General features: G+C 63.6%; 21 protein-coding genes. 14 read left to right on the top strand and 7 right to left on the bottom strand.

Annotated features, from left to right (window positions below; all coding sequences use genetic code 11):
• The first annotated feature begins 3 nt into the window (after window positions 1-3).
• The 12 genes from murD to recN all read left to right on the top strand — a co-directional run bounded on the left by murD (window position 4) and on the right by recN (window position 14424).
• A complete protein-coding gene (murD, locus tag ACOOFN_RS02980; RefSeq protein WP_420433532.1) occupies window positions 4-1404 on the top strand; it encodes a UDP-N-acetylmuramoyl-L-alanine--D-glutamate ligase in 1401 nt (466 codons plus the stop codon).
• Window positions 1405-1413: 9 nt separating this feature from the next.
• Entirely contained in the window at window positions 1414-2532 is a 1119-nt protein-coding gene (gene ftsW, locus ACOOFN_RS02975; RefSeq protein WP_420433530.1) for a putative lipid II flippase FtsW, read from the top strand.
• Complete coding sequence (gene murG / locus ACOOFN_RS02970) at window positions 2529-3617, top strand: undecaprenyldiphospho-muramoylpentapeptide beta-N-acetylglucosaminyltransferase (RefSeq protein ID WP_420433528.1); 1089 nt, start codon at window positions 2529-2531, stop codon at window positions 3615-3617. The genes ftsW and murG overlap by 4 nt, the downstream gene beginning before the upstream one ends.
• Window positions 3618-3625: 8 nt before the next feature.
• Complete coding sequence (gene murC / locus ACOOFN_RS02965; RefSeq protein WP_420433526.1) at window positions 3626-5029, top strand: UDP-N-acetylmuramate--L-alanine ligase; 1404 nt, start codon at window positions 3626-3628, stop codon at window positions 5027-5029.
• Complete coding sequence (gene murB, locus ACOOFN_RS02960; RefSeq protein WP_420433524.1) at window positions 5026-5949, top strand: UDP-N-acetylmuramate dehydrogenase; 924 nt, start codon at window positions 5026-5028, stop codon at window positions 5947-5949. Before murC ends, murB begins: the two co-directional genes overlap by 4 nt.
• Window positions 5946-6860, top strand: coding sequence for a D-alanine--D-alanine ligase (locus tag ACOOFN_RS02955; protein ID WP_420433522.1), 915 nt, complete (start codon window positions 5946-5948; stop codon window positions 6858-6860). The genes murB and ACOOFN_RS02955 overlap by 4 nt, the downstream gene beginning before the upstream one ends.
• Complete coding sequence (locus tag ACOOFN_RS02950) at window positions 6848-7762, top strand: cell division protein FtsQ/DivIB (protein WP_420433520.1); 915 nt, start codon at window positions 6848-6850, stop codon at window positions 7760-7762. Before ACOOFN_RS02955 ends, ACOOFN_RS02950 begins: the two co-directional genes overlap by 13 nt.
• Window positions 7759-9072 (top strand): cell division protein FtsA, encoded by a 1314-nt coding sequence (ftsA, locus tag ACOOFN_RS02945; RefSeq protein WP_420433518.1) that lies wholly within the window; start codon window positions 7759-7761, stop codon window positions 9070-9072. Before ACOOFN_RS02950 ends, ftsA begins: the two co-directional genes overlap by 4 nt.
• Window positions 9073-9179: 107 nt before the next feature.
• The gene (ftsZ, locus tag ACOOFN_RS02940) at window positions 9180-10742 is read left to right on the top strand and encodes a cell division protein FtsZ (protein ID WP_420433516.1); all 1563 of its coding nucleotides are present in this window, start codon (window positions 9180-9182) and stop codon (window positions 10740-10742) included.
• 142 nt (window positions 10743-10884) lie between these two features.
• On the top strand, window positions 10885-11784 hold the full coding sequence (gene lpxC / locus ACOOFN_RS02935) for a UDP-3-O-acyl-N-acetylglucosamine deacetylase (protein WP_420433514.1): 900 nt from the start codon (window positions 10885-10887) through the stop codon (window positions 11782-11784).
• Window positions 11785-11887: 103 nt separating this feature from the next.
• Window positions 11888-12712, top strand: a complete 825-nt coding sequence (locus tag ACOOFN_RS02930) for an outer membrane protein assembly factor BamD (protein WP_420433512.1) — start codon at window positions 11888-11890, stop codon at window positions 12710-12712.
• Between the two features lie 11 nt (window positions 12713-12723).
• The gene (gene recN, locus ACOOFN_RS02925) at window positions 12724-14424 is read left to right on the top strand and encodes a DNA repair protein RecN (protein ID WP_420433510.1); all 1701 of its coding nucleotides are present in this window, start codon (window positions 12724-12726) and stop codon (window positions 14422-14424) included.
• Here recN and ACOOFN_RS02920 read toward each other — a convergent pair.
• Window positions 14421-15947 carry a M20/M25/M40 family metallo-hydrolase gene (locus tag ACOOFN_RS02920; protein ID WP_420433508.1) on the bottom strand — a complete coding sequence of 509 codons (1527 nt, stop codon included), beginning with the start codon at window positions 15945-15947 and terminating at the stop codon, window positions 14421-14423. The two genes, recN and ACOOFN_RS02920, sit on opposite strands and share 4 nt — an antisense overlap.
• Before the next feature lie 88 nt (window positions 15948-16035).
• Between ACOOFN_RS02920 and ligA the strand changes: the two genes are divergently transcribed.
• Window positions 16036-18144, top strand: coding sequence for an NAD-dependent DNA ligase LigA (gene ligA / locus ACOOFN_RS02915; protein WP_420433506.1), 2109 nt, complete (start codon window positions 16036-16038; stop codon window positions 18142-18144).
• Between the two features lie 232 nt (window positions 18145-18376).
• Here the strand turns inward: ligA and ACOOFN_RS02910 are convergent, their stop codons facing one another.
• On the bottom strand, window positions 18377-18931 hold the full coding sequence (locus tag ACOOFN_RS02910) for a hypothetical protein (RefSeq protein ID WP_420433504.1): 555 nt from the start codon (window positions 18929-18931) through the stop codon (window positions 18377-18379).
• Entirely contained in the window at window positions 18931-20769 is a 1839-nt protein-coding gene (locus ACOOFN_RS02905; RefSeq protein WP_420433502.1) for an aminopeptidase P family protein, read from the bottom strand. The genes ACOOFN_RS02910 and ACOOFN_RS02905 overlap by 1 nt, the downstream gene beginning before the upstream one ends.
• 138 nt (window positions 20770-20907) lie before the next feature.
• Between ACOOFN_RS02905 and ACOOFN_RS02900 the strand changes: the two genes are divergently transcribed.
• Window positions 20908-21066 carry a hypothetical protein gene (locus tag ACOOFN_RS02900; protein WP_420433500.1) on the top strand — a complete coding sequence of 53 codons (159 nt, stop codon included), beginning with the start codon at window positions 20908-20910 and terminating at the stop codon, window positions 21064-21066.
• 274 nt (window positions 21067-21340) lie between these two features.
• Here ACOOFN_RS02900 and ACOOFN_RS02895 read toward each other — a convergent pair whose 3' ends face one another.
• From ACOOFN_RS02895 to ACOOFN_RS02880, 4 genes are all read right to left on the bottom strand, one after another.
• The gene (locus ACOOFN_RS02895; RefSeq protein WP_420433498.1) at window positions 21341-21781 is read right to left on the bottom strand and encodes an ArsI/CadI family heavy metal resistance metalloenzyme; all 441 of its coding nucleotides are present in this window, start codon (window positions 21779-21781) and stop codon (window positions 21341-21343) included.
• Between the two features lie 11 nt (window positions 21782-21792).
• Window positions 21793-22122, bottom strand: coding sequence for an ArsR/SmtB family transcription factor (locus ACOOFN_RS02890; RefSeq protein WP_420433496.1), 330 nt, complete (start codon window positions 22120-22122; stop codon window positions 21793-21795).
• A gap of 519 nt (window positions 22123-22641) precedes the next feature.
• Window positions 22642-23502 carry a 50S ribosomal protein L11 methyltransferase gene (locus tag ACOOFN_RS02885; protein WP_420433494.1) on the bottom strand — a complete coding sequence of 287 codons (861 nt, stop codon included), beginning with the start codon at window positions 23500-23502 and terminating at the stop codon, window positions 22642-22644.
• Complete coding sequence (locus ACOOFN_RS02880; RefSeq protein WP_420433492.1) at window positions 23499-25796, bottom strand: ATP-dependent helicase; 2298 nt, start codon at window positions 25794-25796, stop codon at window positions 23499-23501. Before ACOOFN_RS02880 ends, ACOOFN_RS02885 begins: the two co-directional genes overlap by 4 nt.
• Between the last annotated feature and the right edge of the window lie 314 nt (window positions 25797-26110).

The following is a 26110-nucleotide window of genomic DNA, read 5'->3' as shown; positions in this document are numbered from 1 at the left end:
GCCATGATTCCTGTTCCCGGATATGAAGACCAGGCAGTGGCCGTCTTCGGTCTGGGGCGAAGCGGTCGCACGACCTGCAAGGCGCTCAGCGAAGGTGGAGCGCGCATCCTCGCCTGGGACGACAATCCAGACACACGGATCAATGCGCAGTCCGAAGGCTTTGTGCTGACCGACCTCGACCGGGCGGACTGGTCGGCAATCCGTGCGCTGGTCCTGTCTCCGGGCGTGCCGTTGACCCATCCCGAACCGCACCGCCTCGTCGGCAAGGCGCAGGAGAACAACGTCCCGGTCATCGGCGACATCGAACTGTTCACGCAGGCGATGGCCGCCCTGCCGCAAGATCGCAGACCCAAAATCGTCGGCGTCACCGGCACCAACGGCAAATCCACGACAACCGCGCTGATCGGGCACATCCTGAAGAAGGCCGGTCGCGATGTGCGGATTGGCGGAAATATCGGAGACGCGATTCTCGGCCTGGCGCCGCCGCGCTCGTCAACTGTTTTCGTGATCGAATTGTCTTCCTACCAGCTCGACCTGGCGCACACGCTGCGTTGCGATATCGCGATCTGGCTCAACTTGTCGCCGGATCATCTCGATCGCCATGGCGACATGGCGGGCTACAGGGCGGCCAAGTTCCGCATCTTCCGGCACCAGACAGCCGAGGACACGGCTATCGTCGGCGTTGACGATGATCACTCGGCGGGCGTCATGACGCGGCTCAGAGCCGCCAACGGCCAGGCGGTGATTCCGGTGTCATCCGGCCGCTCCTTGAGCCAGGGCGTGTATGCGCTAGGCGGCCGGCTGTTCGATGCGCTCGAGAAAAGTCCCCGACCGGTGCTCGACCTGGCCGAGCTGGCCGGGCTTCCCGGCGACCACAACGCCCAGAATATTGCTGCGGCATACGCTGCAGCTGTCCGTCTTGGCCTCAAGCCCGAGGACATAGCGGCCGCCATTCGCAGTTTCCCCGGCCTGGCACACCGCCTCGAACTCGTCGGCACATACAAGGGCGTTCGTTATGTCAACGATTCAAAGGCAACCAATACTGAAGCGGCCGCGAAGGCGCTTGCCAGCTTCGAGCACATTTACTGGATTGCCGGCGGTCGCAAGAAAGAGGGCGGAATTGGTGCTCTTGCGCCTTTCTTCCCCCGCATCGAGAAGGCTTACCTGATTGGCGAAGCCGCAGAGGAATTCGCCAACACCCTGTCCGGGGCTGTGCCTTGCGAACGTGCCGGAACGCTGGAAACGGCGATTGACCTGGCCGCACGGGATGCGGGAGCCGGCGAGCGTTCAGCGCCGGTCATTCTTCTTTCACCTGCTTGCGCGAGTTTCGACCAATTCAGGGATTTCGAACACCGCGGCGACATGTTTCGCACGCTGGTTCGGGCCCGGATCGGGAACGCGTAAGAGGCAGAAATGGTTGCCATTGAAGCTCGGCAAGTCGGCGACTGGTGGCGGTCGATCGACCGCACCCTACTCTTCGTCGTCCTCGCGCTGATCAGCGTCGGGCTGATCCTGTCCCTGGCCGCCAGCCCCGCCGCGACGGTGCGGGAAAACATCTCCGATCCGTTTCACTTTCTTTACCGGCACAGCTTCTTCGCCGCGTTGAGCCTCGGCGTGCTCCTGTTCGTCTCTTCCCTGTCGTCGCGGAATATCCGCCGGCTGGCTGCGCTGACCCTCGTCGGGTCGCTGGCCCTGATCGGTGTGACGATCGTGATCGGGCACGAAGTGGGCGGTGCGTCGCGCTGGCTGCGATTTGCAGGGTTTTCGCTGCAGCCGTCCGAATTCCTCAAACCGTCGCTGATCGTCATCTGTGCCTGGCTATTTGCTGAAGCGCGGAATGGCGCACCGATCCCGGGGCGGGTGATTGCCTTCGGTCTCTACCTGACCAGTGTCGTTCTCCTGATGCAGCAACCCGATTTCGGCCAGTCCATTCTGATCACCCTGGTGTTCGGCGGTGTGTTCTTCGTCGCGGGTCTCAATTTTCGCTGGATGCTCGGCCTCGCGACCACCGCGACCGCCGGCATTGTCTCTGCCTGGCTGTTCCTGCCCTATGTGGCAACGCGCGTTGAGCGCTTCCTCAATCCCGATGCCGGCGAGACCTACCAGACCGACACGGCGATCGCCGCGATATCCCGCGGTGGCGTCATGGGTGTCGGACCGGGCGAGGGCACGATCAAGCGCTTGCTGCCGGACTCCCATACCGACTTCATCTTCGCGGTCGCCGCCGAAGAGTTCGGCCTCATCGCCTCGCTCGCCATCATCGGCCTGTTCGCCATCCTCGTCGCCCGCGCCTGGATGAATGCGCTCAAGCTCACCGATCATTTTGCGCAACTCGCCGTGTCCGGGCTGGCGCTCCAGTTCGGCCTGCAGGCCGTCATCAATATCGGCGTCAATCTCGACCTTATTCCGCCGAAAGGCATGACCTTGCCTTTCATATCCTATGGGGGGTCTTCCATGTTGGCGCTGGCGCTGGGCGCGGGACTGATGCTGGCATTGACGCGAAGACGGCCGGGCGCCTATCTGCGTTCATGACAGGACCTAAGCGCGCATTGATTGCCGCCGGGGGGACCGGCGGGCACATGTTTCCTGCCCGTGCGGCGGCGCAGGAACTCGTCGATCGTGGCTGGCAGGTTCGCCTGGTCACGGACTCTCGCGGCATGAAACACACGGATGGTTTCCCCGCCGTGGCAATCGACCCGATCCAGGCGGCCAGCCCGGTCACGCGTAACCCCGTCAAGCTCGCTTCGGCGTGGATGCAATTGTGTTTCGGCTGGCAGGCTTGCCGCTACATCCTGAAGACCTGGAAGCCGGACGTCGTCGCCGGTTTCGGCGGCTATCCGGCCTTTCCGGCGCTGCTCGCGGCACGGCAGAAGAACATACCCTTCGCCATTCACGAACAGAATGCCGTGCTTGGCCGGGTCAATCGCGTGTTTGCCGCAGATGCGGCTTTTGTCGCATCGGGATTTGATCGACTCGACAAACTGCCATCTGCCGCACGCCACGAAGTGCTTGGCAATCCGGTTCGCGCGCCGTTCGTCGAAGCCCGCGAACTCCCGTTTCCGGCGCTCGATGGACCTATCCGGCTTTTCGTACTTGGCGGCAGCCTAGGCGCGCGCATCCTGTCCGAGACCGTGCCGCAGGCCGTCGCCGAACTCCCGGAATGGCTACGTTCCCGCCTTGTTGTCGCCCAACAGACCCGCGAGGAATCGTTGGCCATGGCCCGAGATATGTATGCAGACGCCAGCGTGGAAGCCGAATGCGAGCCCTTTTTCAACGATGTTGCAGAGCGGCTTGCCGCCAGCCATCTGGTAATCGCAAGGGCAGGCGCATCGAGCGTATCGGAAATTGCGTGCATCGGCCGGCCGGCGATTTTTGTTCCGCTCGCCATCGCCGCCGATGATCACCAGACCGCGAACGCGGAAAGCCTGGTCGACATTGGTGCAGCGGACGCGATTTCAGAGACCGAGTTCACGTCGTCTGCACTGACGGCGCTGCTTGAAGTTCGCCTCTCCAATTCCGATGATCTTGCCAATCGTGCCGCCAAGGCGAAGACACTGGGCCGTCCCGGCGCGGCCGGAGCCTTTGCCGACGCACTTGTCGCCCTTGCCCGAGGATAGATTTCCGAATGCCTTCCAACGCCCTGCCTATCCGTGTCGGTCCCGTACATTTTGTCGGCATTGGCGGCATTGGCATGAGCGGAATTGCCGAGGTGATGATCAATCTCGGTTACGAGGTTCAGGGGTCGGATATCAAGGAGAACCCCAATGTCGTGCGGCTGCGGCAGAAGGGCGCAAAGATTCTGATCGGCCATGCCGCCGAGAATGTTGAGGGGGCCGGCGCGCTGGTCGTGTCGACTGCCATAAAGCCCGACAATCCGGAATTGAAAGCCGCGCGCGAGAAGAAAGTTCCCGTCGTCCGCCGCGCCGAAATGCTCGCCGAGCTGATGCGCCTCAAATACTCGGTGGCCGTCGCCGGAACGCACGGCAAGACCACAACGACGTCGCTGGTGTCCGCGCTGATGGATGCCGCGGAACTGGACCCGACCGTCATCAATGGCGGCATCATTTCCGCCTATGGGTCAAACGCCAAGATGGGCGAGGGCGACTGGATGGCCGTCGAAGCCGATGAGAGCGACGGATCTTTCCTCAAGCTGCGCGCCACGATCGGCATCGTGACCAATATCGACCCCGAGCACATGGAGCATTACGGCAGTGTCGAACAACTGCACGATGCCTTCTACCGCTTCGTCGAGGGATTGCCCTTCTACGGTTTTGCGGTGCTCTGCACGGATCATCCCGACGTTCAGAATCTGGCTTCGAAAGTCACCGACCGCCGCATCGTCACCTATGGCTTCAATCCGCAGGCCGACGTTCGCGCGGAAAACCTGAAAATGACCCCGGACGGCTCGCGCTTCGATGTCGTTTTCCGCGACAATGGCCATGTCGAGCGCTGGGACGATGTCTTCCTGCCGATGATGGGCGAACACAATGTACTCAACACCCTCTCGGCGATCGCCGTCGCGCGTGAATTGGGCGCCAGCGAAGCGGCCGCAAAATCGGCGCTTGAAGGGTTCGGCGGCGTGAAACGGCGCTTCACCAAGACCGGCGCTTGGAATGGCGCGGAGATCATCGATGATTACGGACACCATCCGGTCGAGATCTTGGCGGTTCTGAAGGCGGCCCGGCAGGCGGCGACAGGCAAGGTCATCGCGATTGCCCAGCCGCACCGCTACACGCGTCTGCACGATTTGTTCGACGATTTTTGCACCTGCTTCAATGTGGCCGATACCGTGCTGGTGGCACCGGTCTACGAGGCGGGCGAACAACCGATCGCGGGCGCGGATTCCGAACACCTAGTCGAGGGATTACGCGCGCACGGCCATCGTGACGCCCACACCACGACGCGCGAAACCGTCGCTGCCGCTGTTCGCGAGCGTGCCGGCGAGGGCGACATCATCGTCTGTCTCGGTGCCGGCGACATCACCGCCTGGGCCTATGCCCTGCCAGGCGAGCTGGAGAAGTTGGGGTGAGTCTGGCCGACCGTCTTCCGTCCGTTCGCGGCAAGCTGATCGAGAACGCCCCGCTCGCCGACATGACCTGGCTGCGCGTCGGTGGCCCGGCTGAAGTGCTGTTCCTGCCGGCTGATGAAGCCGATCTCGCCAATTTTCTCGCCGAGACACCAAACGACATCCCGGTTCACATTCTTGGCGCCGGGTCCAATACGCTGGTCCGCGATGGTGGTGTGCCGGGTGTGGTCGTGCGCCTGACGGCACCTTTCGGAAAAGTCGAACGGATCAGCGAAAATCGATTGCGCGCCGGCGCGGCCGCGCTTGACAAGAAAGTCGCGCAATTTGCGGCCAGGGCAGGCATTGCCGGCCTGGAATTCTTTACCGGCGTCCCCGGCGCAATCGGCGGGGCCATCCGCATGAATGCCGGCTGCTATGGCACCGAGACCTGCGATGTGCTCGTCGAGGCTGCCGCGGTCGACCGGTTGGGCCGGCGCATTGTCGTGACACCGGACGAGCTCGGCTATGCCTATCGTCATTCTGAGGCGCCGGAGGACTGGATCTTCACGCAGGCGGTCTTCGAGGGCAGGGCAGACGACCCCGACGCGATTTCCAGCCGGATGGACGAGATCACCGCACGCCGCGAGCAGACCCAGCCAATTCGCGAAAAGACTTCGGGATCGACGTTCAAGAATCCGGATCCTCCCGGCGCGCCGGACCAGCGCAAGGCCTGGAAATTGATCGACCAGACCGGCTGGCGCGGAAAGCCAATCGGCGGCGCACGGTTTTCCGAGCAGCACGCCAATTTCCTGATCAATGACGGAACCGCCAGCGCTGCCGATCTAGAAGCCGTCGGCGAAGGGGCTCGCGCCGACATCAAGGCGGCGACGGGCATCGACTTGCACTGGGAAGTCCGCCGCATCGGCGTGGAGAACAAGGCATGACGAAGCGTATCGCTGTCCTGCTCGGGGGCATGTCTGCCGAGCGACCGGTGTCTCTGGTTTCGGGCCAGGCCTGCGCCGATGCGCTGCGTCGCAAGGGCTGGGACGTGGTCGAGATCGACCCGACGCGCGAGCTCGCGAAACAATTGGCCGACGCTGCGCCCGACGTAGTTTTCAACGGGCTGCACGGCGAATGGGGTGAGGATGGCAAGGTCCAAGGCATCCTCGAGCACTACGGCGCGCCCTACACGCATTCCGGCGTGCTGGCGTCAGCGCTGGCCATGGACAAGCAGCGCGCCAAGGCCGTGTTGGAGCTCTTCGGTGCCCGCTGTCCGGAGGGCAAGCTGGTCAACCGTTTCGACGCGGCACGCGAGCATGTCTACGAACCGCCCTATGTGATCAAGCCGAACGCTCAAGGCTCTTCCGTGGGCGTCTTCATCGTCCCCGAAGGCTCCAATCGCCCGCCGGCGGAGCTGGCAGCGGCAGAATGGGAGCTCGGCGATGAAATGCTGGCCGAGAAATTCATCCCCGGCCGCGAGCTGACTGTCGCAGTGATGGGCGACAAGGCCCTGGCCGTCACCGAGATCATACCGAAGACGCGCTTCTACGATTATGAAGCGAAATACGCAGCAGGCGGCTCGGTCCACGAGATTCCCGCGAAGGTGCCGGAGGCGGTTGCCCAAGAGGCCAAACGCCTGGCGCGGGTCGCGCATGAAGCCATGGGTTGCCGCGGCCTCACACGGTCTGATTTCCGCTATGATGAATCAGCGGCCGGCGGCCTGTGGTTACTCGAAATTAACACCCAACCGGGCATGACTCCGACTTCCCTCGCCCCAGAACAGGCGGCGTGGAACGGGATCGAATTTGACGATCTCGTTCAGTGGATGGCGGAGGATGCGTCATGTCCAAGGTGAAACGCGCTCCCGCGCGGCGAAAGCCGACGCGGCGCAAATCACCCGGCAAGCAAACCGCCGCAGCGTCCGCGCCGCGGCGTTTTCGCAACTGGGTCGAAGCCCGGTTGCGCGGTGCCCGCTACAGCGCCGCCAATGCCGCTCGTCTGATTGCCGTTCTTGCCGCCGCAGTGATTGCGCTGGTGACAGGCGGCTTGTTCATTTTTGGCGGACTCGACGACGCCGGCGCGTCAATCGTCCGCATGGCCGAGCGCCAGACGGCCTCGCTTGGCATGGCGATTGACGTGATTGACGTCAGCGGCGTGGAATCCGATGAGGCCGTGCTAATCGCCGGCGCTGTTTCCGCCTATCGCGGGCAGCCCATTCTCGCTTTCGATCCGGACACCGCGCGAGTTGAGGTGGAGGCGTTGCCCTGGGTGCGTGAGGCCAGCGTACTGCGCCTGTGGCCGAACCGCATCAGCATTGTCGTTGAGCCGCGCTCGGAATTCGCGCTCTGGCAGGTCGACGGCGATATCCATGTCATCGACCGTGACGGAGCGGTTCTCGGCGAGGCCAGCGCGAGTGACTGGCCGGACCTTCCGCTTGTCGTGGGCTTTGGCGCCAATACCGAAGCCGAGGCGTTGATCGAAACGCTCGAGCATCATGACGAGATTGCCGGACGCGTGAGCGCCATGGTGCGGGTCGGCGACCGGCGCTGGAATCTCCGTTTGGCCAACGGGCTCGACGTGAAGCTGCCAGAATCCGAGATGGGGGCAGCGCTTGCACTGTTGTCGGCCATGCACGCCGAGCGGGGCGTGCTGCGACTGGACGCGGAAAGCATAGACCTGCGCCAGCCCGGCGAGATGATCGTTCGGGCATTGCCCGAACGCGCTCGGGCGGCCGGCATCGGGGAGAGCGACGCGTGAGCCTTCTTCGATTATTCGGCAGTGGTGAAAGCAAGCCGAACATGCCGTCCCGTCCGGGTGTGTGCGCGGCGCTCGATCTCGGCTCGTCCAAGACCGTCTGTTTCATCTCGAAGGCCGAGCAGACCGCAGAAGGTCCGCGGCCGCGCATCATCGGCGTCGGCCACCAGTCGGCTCGCGGCATGAAGGGCGGCGTGATCGTCGACCTCGATCTCGCCCGCAAGAACATCCAGGAGACTGTGCAGCGCGCTGAGAAAATGGCCGGTGTCGCCGTCAGCCAGGTCAGTGTGGCGCTGACGGCTGCCCGGACCCGGGGTGAGGGCGTCACGCTGGAATCCGCTATTGCCCGCAGCGAGATCACCGAGCGCGACATGCGCCGCCTGCAGGATGCGGCGATCGCCGAATTCCAGCGCCCGGACGAAGTCATCCTGCACGCCATCGTTGTTTCCTGGGTCGTCGATGGCCGCGACGAAGTAAGCGATCCGCGCGGCATGTATGGCCGCAAGCTGGCGGTCAACATGCACATTGTGACCGCGCCCGTCGGTCCGCTACGGAACTTGCTCAATTGCATCGAGGGTTGCCATCTCGACCTCCGGACGGTCGTGGCGGCGCCCTATGCCGCCGGCCTCTCCGCCCTGTCCGACGACGAGATCGAGCTCGGCGCGACGCTGATCGACATGGGTGCGGAGACCACATCCGCTGCCGTTTTTGCGAATGGCAGTCTCGCGCGTTTGAGCGCCGCGCCGGTTGGCGGGCGGCATGTCACCAGTGATCTGGCCCGTGGCCTGCAGACGCCCATCGCGTCAGCCGAGCGCATCAAGATCCTCTATGGATCGGCGCTGGAAAGCCCGAGCGATGACCGCCAGATGATCGAAGTGCCGCCGGTGACCGGCGAGGGCGACAGGATGAATTCGGCACCGCGCTCCATGCTGAATTCGATCATCCGGCCGCGTCTGGAAGAGACGTTCGAACTGCTTCGCGACCGGCTCGATATATCCGGGCGGCTCGACCAGAACCACCGCGTCGTGCTGACCGGCGCTGCGGCACAACTGCCTGGCGCAAAGGAACTGGCGGCACGAATCTTTGGACGGCCCGCGCGGCTGGCGATTCCACACGGCCTGTCCGGGCTGGGGGACGCAGTCAGTGGCCCTGGCTTCTCTGTGGTCTCGGGTATCATCTTGCGGGAAACGCGGGGCGCAGCCGAAGCATTTTATGGCCCCCCGAAACTGCAGGCGGGCCGGCCGCGACGCCGATTGCAGACATCGCCTTCGCGGCCAGCGACGGTCTGGCGCTGGCTGGCTGAGAGTTTCTAGCCGATATCCGCAAAGAATTCTGTGGATTTAACCCGCGATTAAGCGCTGTCGACAGAGATTGTCCTCGAATCCCGTGTTAACCTTTAGGCTTCGTATACGGAGCGGCCATGCCCCTGAATATTTCCGTCCCTGAAACGACCGAACTTCGCCCCCGCATCCTCGTCTTCGGGGTGGGAGGTGCTGGTGGCAACGCCGTCAACAACATGATTGAATCGTCGCTCGAAGGCGTCGATTTTGCGGTCGCCAACACCGATGCCCAAGCGCTGACGCGGTCGCAGACCGAAAAGCGCGTGCAGATGGGCGCGGCCATCACAGAAGGCCTGGGTGCAGGCGCACGGCCGGAAATCGGCTCGCAGGCTGCCGAAGACTCCCTCCCGGAAATCATGGAGCATCTCGCTGGTGCCCATATGGTGTTCATCACCGCCGGCATGGGCGGGGGCACGGGAACCGGCGCGGCGCCGGTGATTGCCCGTGCAGCCCGCGAGCAAGGCATTCTGACCGTCGGCGTGGTCACAAAGCCCTTCCATTTCGAAGGCACGCGCCGCATGCGCATTGCCGATAGCGGCATTGAACAGCTGCAGGAGCATGTCGATACGCTGATCGTCATCCCGAACCAGAACCTGTTCCGCATTGCGACCGAGAAGACGACATTCGCCGAAGCCTTCCAGATGGCTGACGACGTGCTGCACTCCGGTGTGCGCGGCATCACCGACCTCATGGTCATGCCGGGCCTGATCAATCTCGATTTCGCTGATGTCCGCGCCGTGATGAACGAGATGGGCAAGGCAATGATGGGCACAGGCGAAGCGTCAGGCGAGAAGCGCGCTACCGAAGCTGCGCACGCCGCGATCGCCAATCCGCTGCTCGACGATGTTTCGCTCGAAGGCGCAACCGGCGTGCTGATCAACATTACCGGCGGCTATGACATGACCCTCTACGAGGTCGACGAAGCAGCCAACGAGATCCGCAACCAGGTGGATCCCGACGCCAACATCATTGTCGGCTCGACCTTCGATGAAGCGCTGGAAGGCACGATCCGCGTGTCGGTCGTTGCGACCGGCATCGATGCCGAGCGCCAGCAGGCCACGGATCCGCGTCGCGCACAGAACCGCACGGCGCCGCCAGCGGTAGACCCGCATGCCGGAATTCTTCCGTGGAAGCGCGATGGTGCCGGTGAACGGCCTGGACGTGGGACAGCGACCGTGACTGAACGCCAGGGGCCGCTCGTCGAGCGCATCCACCAGGAAAAGGCCGAGTTCAAGCCGGCGCCGATCGCTTCGCGCGAGCCCGAACCGGAATTCGAGGCGCAGCCTGACCCGATGGCCGATGGCTCTGGCGATGATCCCTATTTCGACGCCGATGAGCGGCCCCAGGTCGTGCGTGACCAGGAACGCGTCGCGGCCGCTGCCGATCGCATCCGCCGCGATCCCGAAACGCAATACCGCGAGGAACGTGCGGAAATCGAGGACCAGGCAGAAGACGAGCGCAAGTCGGCCTTCTCGCTGTTCGGCCGCCGCAAGCGGCCGATGGCGCCTGTGCCCAAAATGGCACCGCGACGTTCGGAATCCGAACGCGACGCACCACGCCAGGCGACCGGGGACCTGTTCGGAGAGGACGGCGAAGACACCGATCTCGAAATTCCGGCCTTTCTGCGTCGCCAGGCGAACTAGGCCGGCGGGATCTGCCACGTAACAATCCGCAACAATGCTTTAATTGCTGCCTGAAACTCATCCGCTATGGATGGGTTGTGGGTACATGTGCATGGAATGTGCATGTCTTTGGGGCTCGATAAGCAATTATGGGTGTGTGGGCGTGAGCAACCGCAAGACATTGGCAGGCGTATCGGTTTGCGCGGGCATCGGCCTGCACTCCGGAAAGCGCGTCCGCATGGTGCTGAAACCGGCAACGCCGGGGTCTGGCATTCACTTCCTGCGCACTGACCTATCGGGCGACAATCGCATCCCCGCGCACTTCGAGAACGTCACCACTGTTCGTCTCGGGACGACGATCGCCAACGAAGCAGGCGCCAGCGTCGCCACAGTGGAACACCTGATGTCGGCGCTCGCTGGTCTGGGTGTCGATGACGCCGTGATCGAGATCGACGGACCGGAAACGCCGGCCATGGACGGCTCGGCAGCGCCGTTTGTCGAATTGATCCGTCAGGCCGGTCTTAAGGAAACGGCTGCGCCGCTGCGCGTGATCCGCGTGCTCAAACCGGTCTCGCTCGAGATGCAGGGTCGCACCGCGACCTTCCTGCCGTCGCTCAAGCCGGCAATTGATGTCGAGATTTCCTTCCCGCATCCGACCGTCGGCCGTCAACGCTACGCCTTCGATATCTCGGATCAGATCTTCTCCGACGATGTGGCGTCGGCCCGCACATTCGGCTTCCGCAAGGATGTCGAGGCCATGCATGCCGCGGGTCTCGCCTTGGGCGGTTCGATGGAAAATGCCGTTGTCATTGACGATTCCGGTATTGCGAATCCAGAAGGATTGCGTTTCGCCGACGAGTTCGCGCGCCACAAGGCGCTTGACGCCCTCGGCGACCTGTCACTTGCCGGCGCGCCGATATTCGGTCGCTATTTCGCGCATCAACCAGGCCACGCCCTGAATGTCGCTGCCGTGCGTGCGCTGATGGCTGACAAGACCGCCTGGAAAATGGTCGCCTATGCCGATGCAGGCGATACGCTGGAGGCGGCTTCAGTCGAAGGCTGACGCGGCGCTTTCAAGTCCCTATCGCTTGCGTTACAACTCCACCGGATTTTCGAATTACTGGCCGGGTCGGTTGGCCTAGCGCGGAGCTGATATGACCTTTCTGATGCGTTTGATTTTCTTGCTTCTGGCAATGGCAATGCTGGCGGGCTGCCAGTCGCGCCGCATTTCCACCGAGACGGTTTACGTCGAGCGCGAAGTCGAATCCATCTACGCCACAGCGATCGAACGGATGGAAGCCGGAAGCTATGGCGACGCGGCCGACCAGTTCGACGAGGTCGAGCGCCAGCACCCGTATTCGGAATGGGCTCGTCGCGCCATGCTGATGGCTGCCTATTCGAACTATCAGGCCGGCAATTACGAAGAAGCGATTTCCGATGCCGAGCGATTCATCGCACTCCACCCGGGCAATCGCAGCGCGCCTTACGCCTATTATCTCGTCGCGATCAGCCATTTCGAGCAGATCCTTGATGTCGGCCGCGACCAGCAGGCTACCGTCAATGCGCTGAATGCCCTCGAACAGGTGGTGCGCCGCTATCCCGATACGCGCTACGCTCAGGATGCCCGGCTCAAGATCGACATGACCCGCGACCATCTCGCTGGCAAGGAGATGGCGATCGGGCGCTGGTATCTGCGTCGCGGCTTCTATCTCGCGGCGATCAACCGTTTCCGCAATGTGCTGGACGATTTCGAGACGACCACCCACACACCTGAAGCGCTGCACCGGATCGTGGAATCGTATGTCGCGCTGGGCGTCGACCAAGAGGCCACTCAGGTGGCGGCCGTGCTGGGCTACAATTTTCCGGGGAGCATCTGGTACGAGGATACCTACCGTTTGCTGACGGAAGAAGGTATTGCCATTCCCAACCCGGACCTGCAGCCGGAAAACCCGTCCTATTGGCAACGCCTGCGGGACCGGTTGTTCGGCTAGGCGGCCGCCGGATGCTGACAGCCCTATCGGTCAGAAATATCGTTCTCATTGATGCGCTGGACGCAAGTTTCGACGCCGGCCTGTGCGCCCTGACCGGCGAGACCGGCGCAGGTAAATCCATCCTGCTCGGGGCACTTGGGCTGGCCGCCGGCGAACGCGCCGACCGCGCCCAGGTCGGCACTGCAGGAGACGAGGGCCGCGCAGCGGCAACATTCGAGATCTCTGCCGATCACCCGGTTCACGCGCTCATCGCCGGGGCTGGCATCGATGTCGAACCCGGCGAAGCGCTGATCTTGCGCCGCCGGGTGACGGCCGATGGGCGCAGCCAGGGCTGGATCAACGACCAGCCGGCCAGCATCGGGCTAGTCCGCCAGCTCGGTGATTTGCTCGTTGAAGTCCACGGCCAGCACGATGGCCGCGGTCTGCTCGACCCGAAAAGCCATCGCGGATTGCTGGATGCGTATTGCGGCAATGCAAAGGAGCGTGAGGCGACCGGCTCTGCCTGGCGACAATTGGCCGAAGCCCGCGAACGACTTGCGACGCTGCAGGAAATGCAGGCGACGGCGGCCGAACAGGAAGCTTTCCTGCGCCATTCACTCGAGGAACTCGACGCCTTGTCACCGGTGCAGGACGAGGAGGCAGCACTCGCCGAGGAGCGCAAATTCCTGCAGAACGCCGAGCAGGCGTTGACCGAGCTCGATGAAGCTCGCCAGGCGCTGGATACCGATGGAGGGCTTGCGGCCCGGCTTAACGGCGCATTGCGGGGCATGGAAAAAGTTCGCGCTTCGCTCGGTGAGGGCGATTCCGGAATTGCGGGCACTGCGCGCGCCGCGATTGATCGAGCAGCTGGCGCCCTGGATCGCGCGCTGATCGAGTTCACGGAAGCAGAAGACGCACTTGCCGACGCCGCCAGCGCGTTCGAGATCGAACCCGGGCGTCTGAATGAAGTTGAGGAGCGACTGTTCGGATTGCGCGCAGCGGCGCGCAAGCACGATGTCGCGGTGACCGACTTGCCCGAATTGCGGAACGAATTGACCGAGCGTCTTGACGCGATCGAGACAGCCGATGACCGCGTGAAGGAAGCTCGAAAATCCGTCGCCGCCGCCGAAGCGGAATACAATGCGGCCGCAGAGCGCCTCACGCGCTCGCGTGAGAAGGGCGGCAAGGCACTGGCAAAGGCCGTTATGGGAGAATTGCCACCGCTGAAGCTCGAGAAGGCCCAGTTCCGGGTCGATATCGCAACCGATACCGATCGCGCCGGCCCAAATGGCCGCGACCGGGTAGCTTTTCAAGTGATGACCAATCCGGGCACGCCTTTCGGGCCGCTCGACAAGATCGCTTCCGGCGGCGAGCTGTCGCGTTTTGCGCTGGCCATCAAGGTGAGCCTTTCGGGCGGTGAGGACGGCCTGACGCTGATTTTCGACGAAGTCGACCAGGGCGTTGGCGGTGCCGTCGCAGCCGCTGTTGGCAAGCGGCTGAAACGGCTCGCTGAAACGGGCCAGACCCTGGTCGTGACCCATTCGCCGCAAGTTGCGGCGATGGCGGATCATCACTGGAAAATCGAAAAGACGGATGATGGCAAGGACCGCGTTCGCACAACGCTGCGCGCCTTGTCGGGAGAAGAACGGCGTGAGGAGATTGCCCGTATGCTGTCGGGCGAGAACGTCACCGATGCGGCGCGCGCCCAGGCCGATGAACTCATGGGCGGCTAGTCGCTGGCCCAGTCGTCCGCGAGTATCGCGGCATAGAGCTCGATTCCGTCCCAAAGATTGCCGATCCGCAAATTCTCGTTCGGCGCGTGCTGCGAATTGTCCGGATTGACGATCGGCACGATGGCGAAGGGTGTCTGCGTCACCTCCGAGATCGGCGCCAGCGGCAGACTCCCGCCCAGCAGCGGTACGACGCGAACCGGCCGCTCGCTCGCCGCATCAACGAGGTCGACGAGGTGGCCGATCAGGGGATGACCGGCTTCGGTGCTGGCCGCTTCGTAGCCGGCAGACGACCAGTGTAATTCCGCAATCATCGGGTGTTGCAGGCGTTCCTCGTGCGTCGGTTCGCGGTCCAGCACGAGATAGCCTTCCCCCTCTATATGAGCCCGTACGTTGTCCCGCAGACGGTCAAGCGACATGTTCGGCACGACGCGGAAGCCGATCGCCGCGGTCGCGCGGTCGGGTATGGCATTGCGCGTTCCCGCCCCGACGGCCCCGGCATCCAGGCCCAGCACATTGAGGGCCGGAACCATGACCGCCTCGCCATAAAGCCCGCCCGGCCCCCATTCCGTGCGCGCGATGCCCGGCTCGGACAACAGGCTGTCCTCGTCGAACGCGCCGGCGTCGAGATAGCGCCGCGCCGCATCGGAGATTGGCAGGACATCGTCATAGAAGCCATCGATCAGCACCCGCCCCGTTGCGTCGCGCATCGAGCTTATGAGATGTGCCAGCCGCGCTGCCGGATTGGGCGCGACATTGCCGTAATGCCCGCTGTGCAGCACACGCTCGGCACCATGCACGGTCAGCTGCATGGATGTCACACCACGCACGCCAACCAGCACTCGCGGGTCTCCACGCGTGTCGATCGGCCCATCGGCGATCAGCCACAGATCGGACTGCAATAGGTCGCGATGGGTTTCGAGCAGCGCGCGCAAATGCGGTGATCCGGCTTCTTCCTCGCCCTCAAGGAAGAAACGGATGTTGACGTTGGGGCCGATCCCGGCCGCGCGCAGGGCATCAATGGCATGCAGGATGGCGACAAGCGGGGATTTGTCATCGCTCGACGAACGCGCATAGATCCGCCAGTCGGGATCGATCTCGCCCGATAATGGATCCTCGACGATCTCTGCCCCGTCCTCGAGCCGCCCGGCCCGCACGATGGGTTCGTAGGGATCACTCGTCCAGTTTTCCGGCTCGACCGGCTGGCCGTCATAATGCGTGTAGAGCATCAGTGTTCGGGTTGCGCCGGGAACATCGAGTTCGCCGTAAACCGCGGGCGATGCGTCTCCGGCTTCGAGGATCCGCGCCTCGATCCCGCGCGCTTCCATCAGGCCGACAATGTGCCGGGCATTCGCCAGGATATCCTCGCGGTTAGCGGCATTGTTCGGCAACCGGAGGAAGTCCATCGTCTCGGCCAGGATGGCCACCTCATGGGCTTCGCGATAGGCGCGCGCGGCTTCGGTGACGGGCGTCTGGGCGAAGGCGGGTGCGGCGAGCAGGAGCGTGGCGGCGATACGCAACAGCATGGCGGATGTCTCCCCGATGATGATCAACTTGCCCCGAGCCTAGCTGCGCAGCACAATTCCCCAAATGGATTCTTTGTGAGGCCGGTAAATGAGCGCGCTCAAGGATGTCGAGGACTTGTCGGCGGACGAAGCCGCGACCGAGCATGATCGGCTGGCGCGCGAAATCCGCACGCATGACCGCGCCTATTACCAGCACGATGCACCGAAGATTTCCGATGCCGCCTACGATGCTTTGCGCCAGCGCCTGGAGGCGGTTGAGGCGCGCTTCCCGGAACTCGCTACCGAAGACAGCCCGTCCCGCACCGTCGGCGCCGCGCCTTCCGGCAAGTTCGGCGAAGTGCGTCATGCGCGGCCCATGTTGTCGCTCGGCAATGCCTTCAATGACGAGGATGTTGCCGATTTCGTCCAGCGCGTGCGTCGTTTCCTGGGATTGTCGGACGATGATCCCGTGGCTTTCACTGCCGAGCCCAAGATCGACGGCTTGTCTGCCAGCCTGCGCTACGAGAAGGGCGTTCTCGTCCTCGGCGCGACGCGCGGCGATGGCGAGACCGGCGAGAACGTCACCGCCAATCTGAAGACAATTGAAGGCATCCCGCACCGCATCGAGGGCGGCGTCCCCGATGTGCTGGAAGTGCGCGGTGAAGTCTATATGAGCCATGCCGATTTTGCCGCGCTCAATGACCGCCAGCGCGAGATCGGCAAGCCGGAATACAAGAACCCGCGCAATGCCGCCGCCGGGTCATTGCGGCAGATCGATGCAACGGTCACCGCCTCGCGGGCGCTCAAGTTCTTTGCCTATGCCTGGGGCGAGTTGAGTGGGCCGCTCGCCGACACCCAGTATGACGCGGTCCAGCGACTCGGCGCGTTGGGCTTTGACATCAATCCGGACATGGTCCGGTCGGACAATGTGGACGACCTGCTCGAAACCTATCGCGGCATCGAGAAGAAACGGGCCGATCTCGGCTATGACATTGATGGCGTTGTCTACAAGGTCGACCGCCTCGATTTCCAGGAAAGGCTGGGCCAGGTCTCGCGCGCGCCGCGCTGGGCGATCGCCCACAAGTTTCCGGCCGAGCGCGCCACCACCCGCCTCAACGATATCGAGATCCAGGTCGGCCGCACCGGCGCACTGACCCCTGTCGCCAAGCTCGAGCCCGTCACCGTCGGCGGCGTCGTCGTCTCGAATGCCACCCTCCACAATGAGGACGAGATCGCGCGCAAGGACATCCGCATTGGCGACACGGTAGTGATCCAGCGCGCCGGTGACGTCATTCCGCAAATCGTCGAAGTGTTGAAAGAGAAGCGGCCGGCGGATGCGGTCCGGTTCGAACCGCTTTCGGTTTGCCCGTGTCCGCTGAAGACGCCGACCGCGCGAGAGATGAATGAGCGCACCGGCAAGATGGACGCGGTCCGGCGCTGCACCGGCGAGCTCGCCTGTCCGTTCCAGAAGAAGGAACATCTCAAGCATTTCGTCTCGCGCCAGGCTTTTGACATTGAGGGGCTGGGCACCAAGCAGATCGAGGCTTTCTTCGAGGACGGCGAGATCGGCGAACCGGCGGACATTTTCACGCTCGCCGCGCGCAATGCGGAAGGGCAATTAACGCCGCCCTTGCAGGAGCGAGAGGGTTGGGGCGAGACCTCGGTACGCAACCTCTTCGCCGCCATCGAGGAGCGCCGCACCATCGGCCTCGCCCGCTTTCTCAATGCGCTCGGCATCCGCCATGTCGGGGAGGGAACAGCTCGCCTGCTGGCGCGCGCCTATTCCAGCTGGGATGCCTTCAAGGCCGCGGCGATGGCGGCGTCAGGCGATGGCGAGGCGCGCGACAGCCTGCTTGCGATCGACGGCGTTGGTGAGACCGCGACCGATGCCATCGGTCGTTACTTCGCCGAGCCGCACAATCTCGAACTTCTTCAGCACCTCGAAGATCAGATCACGATCGAGGACGCTGAGGTCGTTGCCAATGACAGCCGGGTCGCCGGTAAGACCATCGTGTTTACCGGCTCGCTCGAACGCATGACGCGCGATGAAGCCAAGGCGCGCGCTCAATCCTTGGGCGCCAAGGTGTCGGGCTCGGTCTCGGGCAAGACCGACATTCTCGTCGCCGGTCCGGGCGCGGGGTCGAAACTGAAAAAGGCGACCGAACTGGGCGTTCAGACGCTGAGCGAGGACGAATGGTTCGAGCTGATCGGGGGGTAGCGCGGCCGACGCCTCTCGCCGTGGGGTAAACGGTTGAATTCAACGTCATCGCCGCGAAAGCGGGGACCCAGAGCGGCGGTGACGATATGCGAACAGGCGCGCGATCGGCGCGGCGACGACGCCGGCGGCTGGTGGGCTCAGGGCGTGCCTGACGCAAGGGCGCAACTGGGTCCCTGCTTTCGCAGGGATGACGAGAGAAAGATGACCCTCTCCCCCTGAAAGAGCAGGGGAATTACTCGCCGGGCTGGGCCTGATCCACCCGCCGGTAAATACCGTCAATGCGCATGTCCTCGCCCTCGAATTGCGCAAGGTAGGCGCTCATTGCAGATTCCAGCGTGCCGAGATCGTCGATATGGCACAGGCCTTCCTCGTCCGGCGCGAGACCAAGCCCGGTGCGGGCAGCTTCGGCCAGCCCGGTGCAATCCGGGATGTGATAGGCGATGACATCGCCCTCATAGACCCACAAAAGGCCATAGGAATAGGCTTCCGGCCCGTCGCGCGCCGGCACCTGTGCGAGCCAGACCGTGCCGCCCATCGACCGGAAGCGGGCATTGTTGTGCGGAAAATCGTCGACGCGCGAATAGTATCGCCGTTGCCGGCCCTTGCGGATCTCGCCCTCCCAGGTCGCCCCGCCCCATTCTTCACCGGTCTCCGGATCGACCGGGGCGTGGAGATAATAGCCGGTTTCGAACGGCTCTCCGGCCAGCCGCCGCGAGATCAGCTCGTCTTCCGAATAGAAGCAGCCAGCCGCCATCGCGGCGAGGGCAATGATGCCGACGAGCCGCATCAGGGCGTTGAGCCTGAAACCGGCTCGCAGGCCTTGATCAGCCAGCTGGCCACCTCGCCGTCAACAAGCGGCAGGACGTGTTCGCGTACGCCGGCATGATAATCGTCCAGCCAGGCGACTTCCGTGGGGGTCAGCAAGTGAATGTCGACCAGCGATTTGTGGATCGGTGCCCAGGTCAGGTTCTCAAAACCCATCATGTCGATGTCGCCATTCTCGATCGGTTCGGGATCAGTGACATAGATCAGGTTCTCGATGCGGATGCCGTACTCGTTTTCCTTGTAATAGCCCGGCTCGTTCGAGCAGATCATGCCGGGTTGCAGGGGCTCGTCGGAGCCAGCCTTGGCGATCCGCTGCGGCCCCTCATGCACGCCGAGGAAGCTGCCGACGCCATGACCGGTGCCGTGCCCGTAATCGAGCCCGCGCAGGTAGAGCGGAAGCCGTGCGAGAATGTCGAGCTGGCCGCCCGTCGTTCCCTGCGGAAAGCGCGCCAGCGCCAGCGCGATATGGCCCTTCAGGACGAGCGTGAATCGTTCGCGCATTTCCGCCGTCGGTTCGCCGATCGGCACGGTCCGGGTCACATCCGTCGTCCCGTCCGGATACTGGCCGCCGGAATCCACCAGGTAGAGCGAGCCGGGCGTCAGTTTCAAATTCGACGCTTCCGAGACTCGGTAATGGGGCAGGGCACCATTGGCGCCGTAGCCGGAAATCGTGTCGAACGAAAAGTCGCGGAGTTCGGGAATCTGGTCGCGCAGGCTGGCCAGTTTCTGTGCTGCCGTGATCTCGTCGACTTCGCCGGACTGGGCCTCGGTGTCGAGCCAGTGCAGGAAGCGCACCAGCGCCGCACCGTCGCGCACATGCGCGGCGGCCGCGCCCTTCAGCTCGGTTTCGTTCTTCATCGCCTTGGGCAGCGCGACCGGATCGCGGCGGCGCACGACCGTGGCATCGGCGGCTTCAAGCGTATCGAACACCCAGGCCGAGGCGGTCGCGGGATCGGCGCTGACCTTCTTTCCCGTCATGTCCTTCAGACCCGCTTCAAACTCGTCTTCGGGGCGGATCGCGACCTCGTTCCCGAGATGCGAACGAACCTCATCCGAGATCTTGTCTGGTTCAACGAATAGCGTCGCGGTTCCATCCTTGTGGATGATCGCTGCGCCCAGTGGCAGCGGCGAGCGCATCACGTCGCCGCCACGCAGATTGAACAACCATGCGAGTGAGGCCGGCGCCGTGATCGCCGCGGCATCGGCGCCGTCCTCGGCAATCGCTTCGCCGATCCGGCTGCGCTTGGAGGCGTGGTCTTCGCCGGCGAATTCGACCGGGTGCGGCACCAGCGGCGCCATCGGCGGTTCCGGCTGGTTCTCCCAGGCAGCATCGATCGGATTGGTATCGACCCTTACCAGTTCCGCCCCGGCTTTCCGGGCGCCGCGCGTCAGCTTGTCGAGCGCGTCCGGGCTGTGCAGTTTCGGATCATAGCCGATGCGTCCACCCGACGGGGCGTTGTCGGCGAGCCAGCCGGCGACGCCGGCCCCGGTCAGGTCTTCGAGGCTGAACAATTCGGGATCGATTTGCGCGCGGCCCTGGACGGTGTAGCGGCCATCGACAAAGACGGCGGCCTTGTTCTTGAGCACCACTGCCGCGCCGGCCGAACCGGTGAAACCGGTCGCCCAGGCGAGGCGTTCCGCCCTGTCGGGCAGATATTCGTTATTATATTCGTCCTCGTGCGGGATCAGGAAGCCATCGAGCCCGGCCTCGGCCAGTTTCGCACGGAGCAGCGGCAGGTGGTCCCGGCCCCATTGCGGGCCGCCCTTCACCTCGAAAGATTGGGGTCTGTAATGGGTCATGGCGCGGAAACTACGCCGCGCCGCTTCGCCTTTCAATGCGCCTGTCTGCTATGCAAAAGCGGAAAGCAGGATTGAATTTTCCGCACTTCAAAACCGGATCGTTCAGGCGCATCTCCACGCCAACAAAGGAGCCCGCCCATGTCTTCCACCAACTGGCTTTTCGCACTCAATGGCGGCGATGCCATGAGTCATCATCTCGACCGCACCCGCAGCCGTGCCGGCATTCGCCGCCGCGCTGCGACCACCGACGTCAACGCCTTCCTCGACGCCTCCGGCATCAAGGGCCGCAAGCGGTAGTTCCTCAAGCCTTCATTCCCCCTCTCCCCGCTGGCGGAGAGGGGAAAGCCAAGCAATTCCTGCCTTACATGTCCTGCCGGCCAGTCTTTCGCGCCGGATTTTCAGCTCAAAGGTGAAACCGCGAAGCGGCGCGTACGCGCCCTTGACCTGACGATACGGCGTCGAAAAAATCCCGGCAAGGCATGAAAGGCCTTTTGTGTTCGCAGGGTCCCGTCGCCATTTTCCCTCTCCCCCTGAAGGGGGCGAGGGAACGAACCGGTTCGGTTGAAATTGTTCACCCGCAACATCGTTCTGAAGCCGCCGGCGTCTCGGCGAAGTGCGCGCGTTCCGGCGTGATGCCGTCGCCGTAATTCGTGGTCTGCCCCTTGGTGTGGAACGTTTCCCAGGCGACGCCATCCGGATCGCGGATCCAGGCCTTCTTCGAATCCGCATAGCAGCAATTGACGGCCTCCTGGTCGAAGATCGGGCTGTCGGCCTTCACCAGGCGCTCGCGGATCACGGCGAGGTCGTCATCGCTGTCCGCTTCAATCCCGACATGATCAATGCCGGCGATCGTCCCCTTGGTCGAGATCGAGAAATTGACGAAGGGATCGTCCAGCATCCACTTGGCGTAATCGTCCTTGCGGATCACCGGCTGGGCCGCAAACAACTCATTGTAGAAGGCGATCGACTTGTCGATGTCCTTGACGGTCAGATTGACGTGAAAGCGTTTCATCGCGGCCTCCTTCAGGCGTTTGAAAAATCCTCGGCGAGCGGCCGGACAATCTCCGGAACGCCGCCGCAGCAATCGCTCATCAGATATCGGATCAGCCCGCGCATGCCTTGAAAGTCTGCGGCATAGCGGATGGTGCGGCCCTCGCGACGGCGCTGGATCAGGCCAGCGCGGGTAAGGATCGCGAGCTGCGTCGACATCGTGTTCTGGCGCACGCCGAGATGCATGGCGATATCGCCCGCCGGCAGCCCGTCATCACCAGCCTTTACCAGCAGGCGGAACACGTCGAGCCGCGATTCCTGCGAAAGGGCCGAGAGGGCATCGAGAGCGGTTGGTTTATCCATATATCGAGAAATATCGAAATAAAAGAATTGAGTCAAGTTGCGTGGACTGGGTTGAAGGTCTGGCGTCACCGGAGCGGAAACGCCGAGAGGCGCGCGGGAGGCAGGTTCGCGAACCGTATATTCAGGGCGTGTCTGTTCTTGGGGGCTCGCAAAAGCCTCCCGCGCGGGATGTTTTGACCAGCTGTCCGGGCCGTCTTTAGGCACACCGGCATTTTGTCCAACCTGCCGGACTGTCGGGCGGGGCCCGGTACGCTGCCGGTTTTCCGGACGTCAAAGACAGCAATGGGGTCTCCATCCGGAACCTGTCTGCGCATCAATCCTGCAGGCGTTGCCCGGCCGGGACCGTTACCAGCCCCGTCGCACCACCAGCCGCTCTTTCATGGTCCGGATCGTTAGCCCGTCCCACTCGAGGCATCCCCCTCATCCCCGAGGGTCACAGACGGCTGCAGCCCGCCTCTCTGCTGGGGAAAAGGAATGGCGAGTATAGGGGCGCTGGCCGCGGCGTGGATAAGTGACGAACTAGTGAGCCCGCCGCACGACCAAGGTCGACCAGTCGTCAATCGGATCGCGGCGTTCGACGATCATGCCGAGCCCGAGATAGGCAGCGGTTACGGAATCGGCCTGATGCTCCATCAGCCCGGACAGGATGGCGACGCTGTTCTCGTCCATCGCCTGGACGATGCGAGGCGCCAGATCGATCAGCGGCCGGGCGAGGATGTTGGCGAAGACGAGATCGAACGTCCGCGCCGTCAGCTTGATGTGCTCGAACCCGTCCGCGACGAAGAAATCAATGTCGTCCGCCCCGTTCTTCGCGGCATTCTTCTCGCTTTCCGCGACCGCATCCGGGTCGATGTCGGTAGCAAGGATATCCGCCATCGGCAGTGCCTTGCGCGCCGCGATGGCCAGCGCGCCGGTCCCGGTACCGAGGTCGAGCACGCTCTCCGGTTCGAAACCGCTTTCGAGCAATTGGTCAAACGCTTCAAGACAGCCGCGCGTCGTGCCGTGATGACCGGTCCCGAAGGCCGGCCCGGCTTCGATCAGGAGCGCGATCTTGCCCTCTGGGGCCTCGTCATGGCTGCCATGCAGGGCAAAGCGCCCGGCAATGACAGGCGGCAAGCCCTTTTGCGACAGCGTCACCCAGTCTTCCTCGGGCAGGGGCTCGCAGTTCGCTTCGTGATCATTGTCGAGCCCGGCCGCCTCGCGGACCGCCTCCGCATCCGGCTCGCGCTCGTAGAGGGCTTCCAGCCAGCCCCGCGTTTCATCCGCATCGTCCTCGAACACGGTGACCGAGAGCGCATCATCGCTGGCATTGCCCAGCCGCTCGGCGGCGCCATAGAGCGGCGCCATCGGCCCGGTGAAGACGAGTTTCCAGAGGGTCACGGCTCTGCCCTCACAAAGCTCTCGACCACTTTCTTCTCGCCGGCCTTGTCGAAAGAGACGGTCAGCTTGGCGCCATCCGCGCGGCTGATCGTGCCATAGCCGAACTTGTCATGGAAACAGCGATCGCCCGGTTTCCACTTGCCGGAACCGGCCGAGCTGGTCTCGACGAAATTCGCCTTGCCCTCGATCACCGCCGCACTGCCCTTGCGGCCTGCGCCGGATGCCTGCTGATAGCGCTTCCAGCCGGGCGAGGTGTAGCTCGAGACGAACGGGTCCGGCGTCTCCTTCACGCCTTCGAAACCCGGCCCTGAATCGTAATAGCCCGTGTCCGAAACCGCCTCGGCATGGTCGGCCGGCAATTCATCGACAAAGCGCGACGGGATGACCGCCTGCCAGCGCCCGAAGATCATGCGGTTGGCGGTAAAGGAAATGATCGCCCGCTCGCGCGCCCGTGTCAGGCCGACATAGGCCAGGCGGCGTTCCTCTTCCAGGCTCGCCGTGCCGCCCTCGTCGAGCGAGCGCTGGGAGGGAAAGACCGTTTCTTCCCAGCCGGGCAGGAAGACCAGCGGAAATTCCAGCCCCTTGGCGGCGTGCAGCGTCATCAGCGAGACCTCGTCCCCGTCCGAGGCGGTGTCGATATCCGCCACCAGCGAGACATGTTCGAGATAGGCTTCCAGCGTGTCGAACTCGCCCATCGAGCGCACGAGTTCCTTGAGGTTGTCGAGCCGGCCGGCAGCCTGGGGCGACTTGTCCTCGCGCCACATCGCCGTGTAGCCGCTCTCATCGAGAATGATCTCGGCGAGCTCGTCATGGCGCATACTTCCGGCCATTTCGTGCCAGCGCGCGATATCGCGCAGGAAGGTCTTCAAGCCGGTCTTGGCGCTGCCGCGGATCTCGTCGGTCTCGGTCATCAGCCGCGCGGCTTCGGCCATCGACACCCCGGCCGCGCGGGCAGCCTGCTGCACTTTCTGCACGCTGGTCGCGCCGATCCCGCGCTTCGGCGTGTTGACCACGCGCTCGAAGGCGAGATCGTCATCGATCGAGCGCACCAGCCGGAAATAGGCGTGCGCATCGCGGATCTCGGCGCGTTCGAAGAAGCGTGGTCCGCCGATCACCTTGTAGGGAAGGCCCAACATCAAGAAACGGTCTTCGAAGGCCCGCATCTGCCAGGAGGCGCGTACCAGGACCGCGCAATCGCGGTGGCGGCGGCCGTCCTTGACCCAGGCCTCGATCTCGTCGGCTACAAAGCGGGCCTCCGCTTCCCCGTCCCAGATGCCGCGCACCTGGACCTTCTCGCCGGGATCGTCCTCGGTCCACAGCGTCTTGCCGAGCCGCGACCGGTTGGCCGTGATCAGGCCCGACGCTGCGCCGAGAATATGCCCGGTCGAGCGGTAATTGCGCTCCAGCCGGACGACCTTGGCGCCGGGGAAATCGGTCTCGAAGCGGAGGATGTTGTCGACCTCCGCGCCCCGCCAGCCATAGATCGACTGGTCGTCATCGCCGACACAGCACAGATTCTGCGAGCCCTGGGCGAGCAGGCGCAGCCACAGATACTGGCAGACATTCGTGTCCTGGTATTCGTCGACGAGGAGGTAGCGGAACTTCCGGTGATACTCCTTGAGCACGTCCGGATGGTTCATGAAGATCGTCAGATTGTGCAGCAGGAGGTCGCCGAAATCGCAGGCATTGAGGATCTGCAGCCGCGCCTGGTACGCCTCGTAGAGTTTCTGGCCCGCCCCGTCCGCGAACTGGTATTTCGCATCCTCCGGCAGCTTGTCCGGCGTCAGGCCGCGATTCTTCCAGCCATCGATCAGCAACGCCAGATAGCGCGGCGTCCAGCGCTTCTCGTCGATCCCTTCGGCCTGGATCAGTTGCTTCATCAAGCGCTGTTGGTCGTCCGTATCGAGAATGGTGAACGACGATTTCAGATCCACCAGCTCGGCATGGCGGCGCAATATCTGGGCGGCAATGGAGTGGAAAGTGCCCAGCCAGGGCAGGCCTTCGACCGCTTCGCCAATCAGCTTGCCGACACGCTCCTTCATTTCGCGCGCTGCCTTGTTGGTAAAGGTCACCGACAGGATTTCCCAGGGCCGCGCATGACCGGTCGCCAGAATGTGCGCCAGCCGCGTCGTCAGCACGCGCGTCTTGCCGGTGCCGGCGCCGGCCAGCACAAGTACCGGCCCTTCGATGGCCTCGACGGCGGCCCGCTGCTCCGGATTGAGACCGTCGAGATAGTTGGCCTCGCGCTTCGGCGGCTGCGGACGGGCTTGCTGGGAAATCGGGACTGAACTCATGCAGACGCTCTAGCACGGCGAGTCGGGCGATGAGAACAAATATGGCACATCCTGCCGCAGCGCTCAGCCGGATTTGAACCCGTCTTCGCCAGGGCTGCCGAACCAGATTGGTTTCTTATTAGGGTGTCCGCAGCGGCACATCGCGCCAACGGGACTGCGCGATGTCCCGCGCCTATCGAGGACTGCGCTCGTCAACCGGAGCTGCGATTGAGAAAATAACTCATAATAGACAGGAAAATCAAAGCGATACCGGCGAGTAGACTGATCGTTCCCATAATAGCCCTCCCCTCACGAGCGCGAGCATTCTGCACAGC

Origin of the sequence: Hyphobacterium sp. (genome assembly GCF_965217055.1) — a bacterium.
Taxonomy (GTDB): Bacteria; Pseudomonadota; Alphaproteobacteria; order Caulobacterales; family Maricaulaceae; genus Hyphobacterium.
Note: the sequence above shows the minus strand (reverse complement) of the source record. Positions and strands in the feature narration are given on the sequence as shown.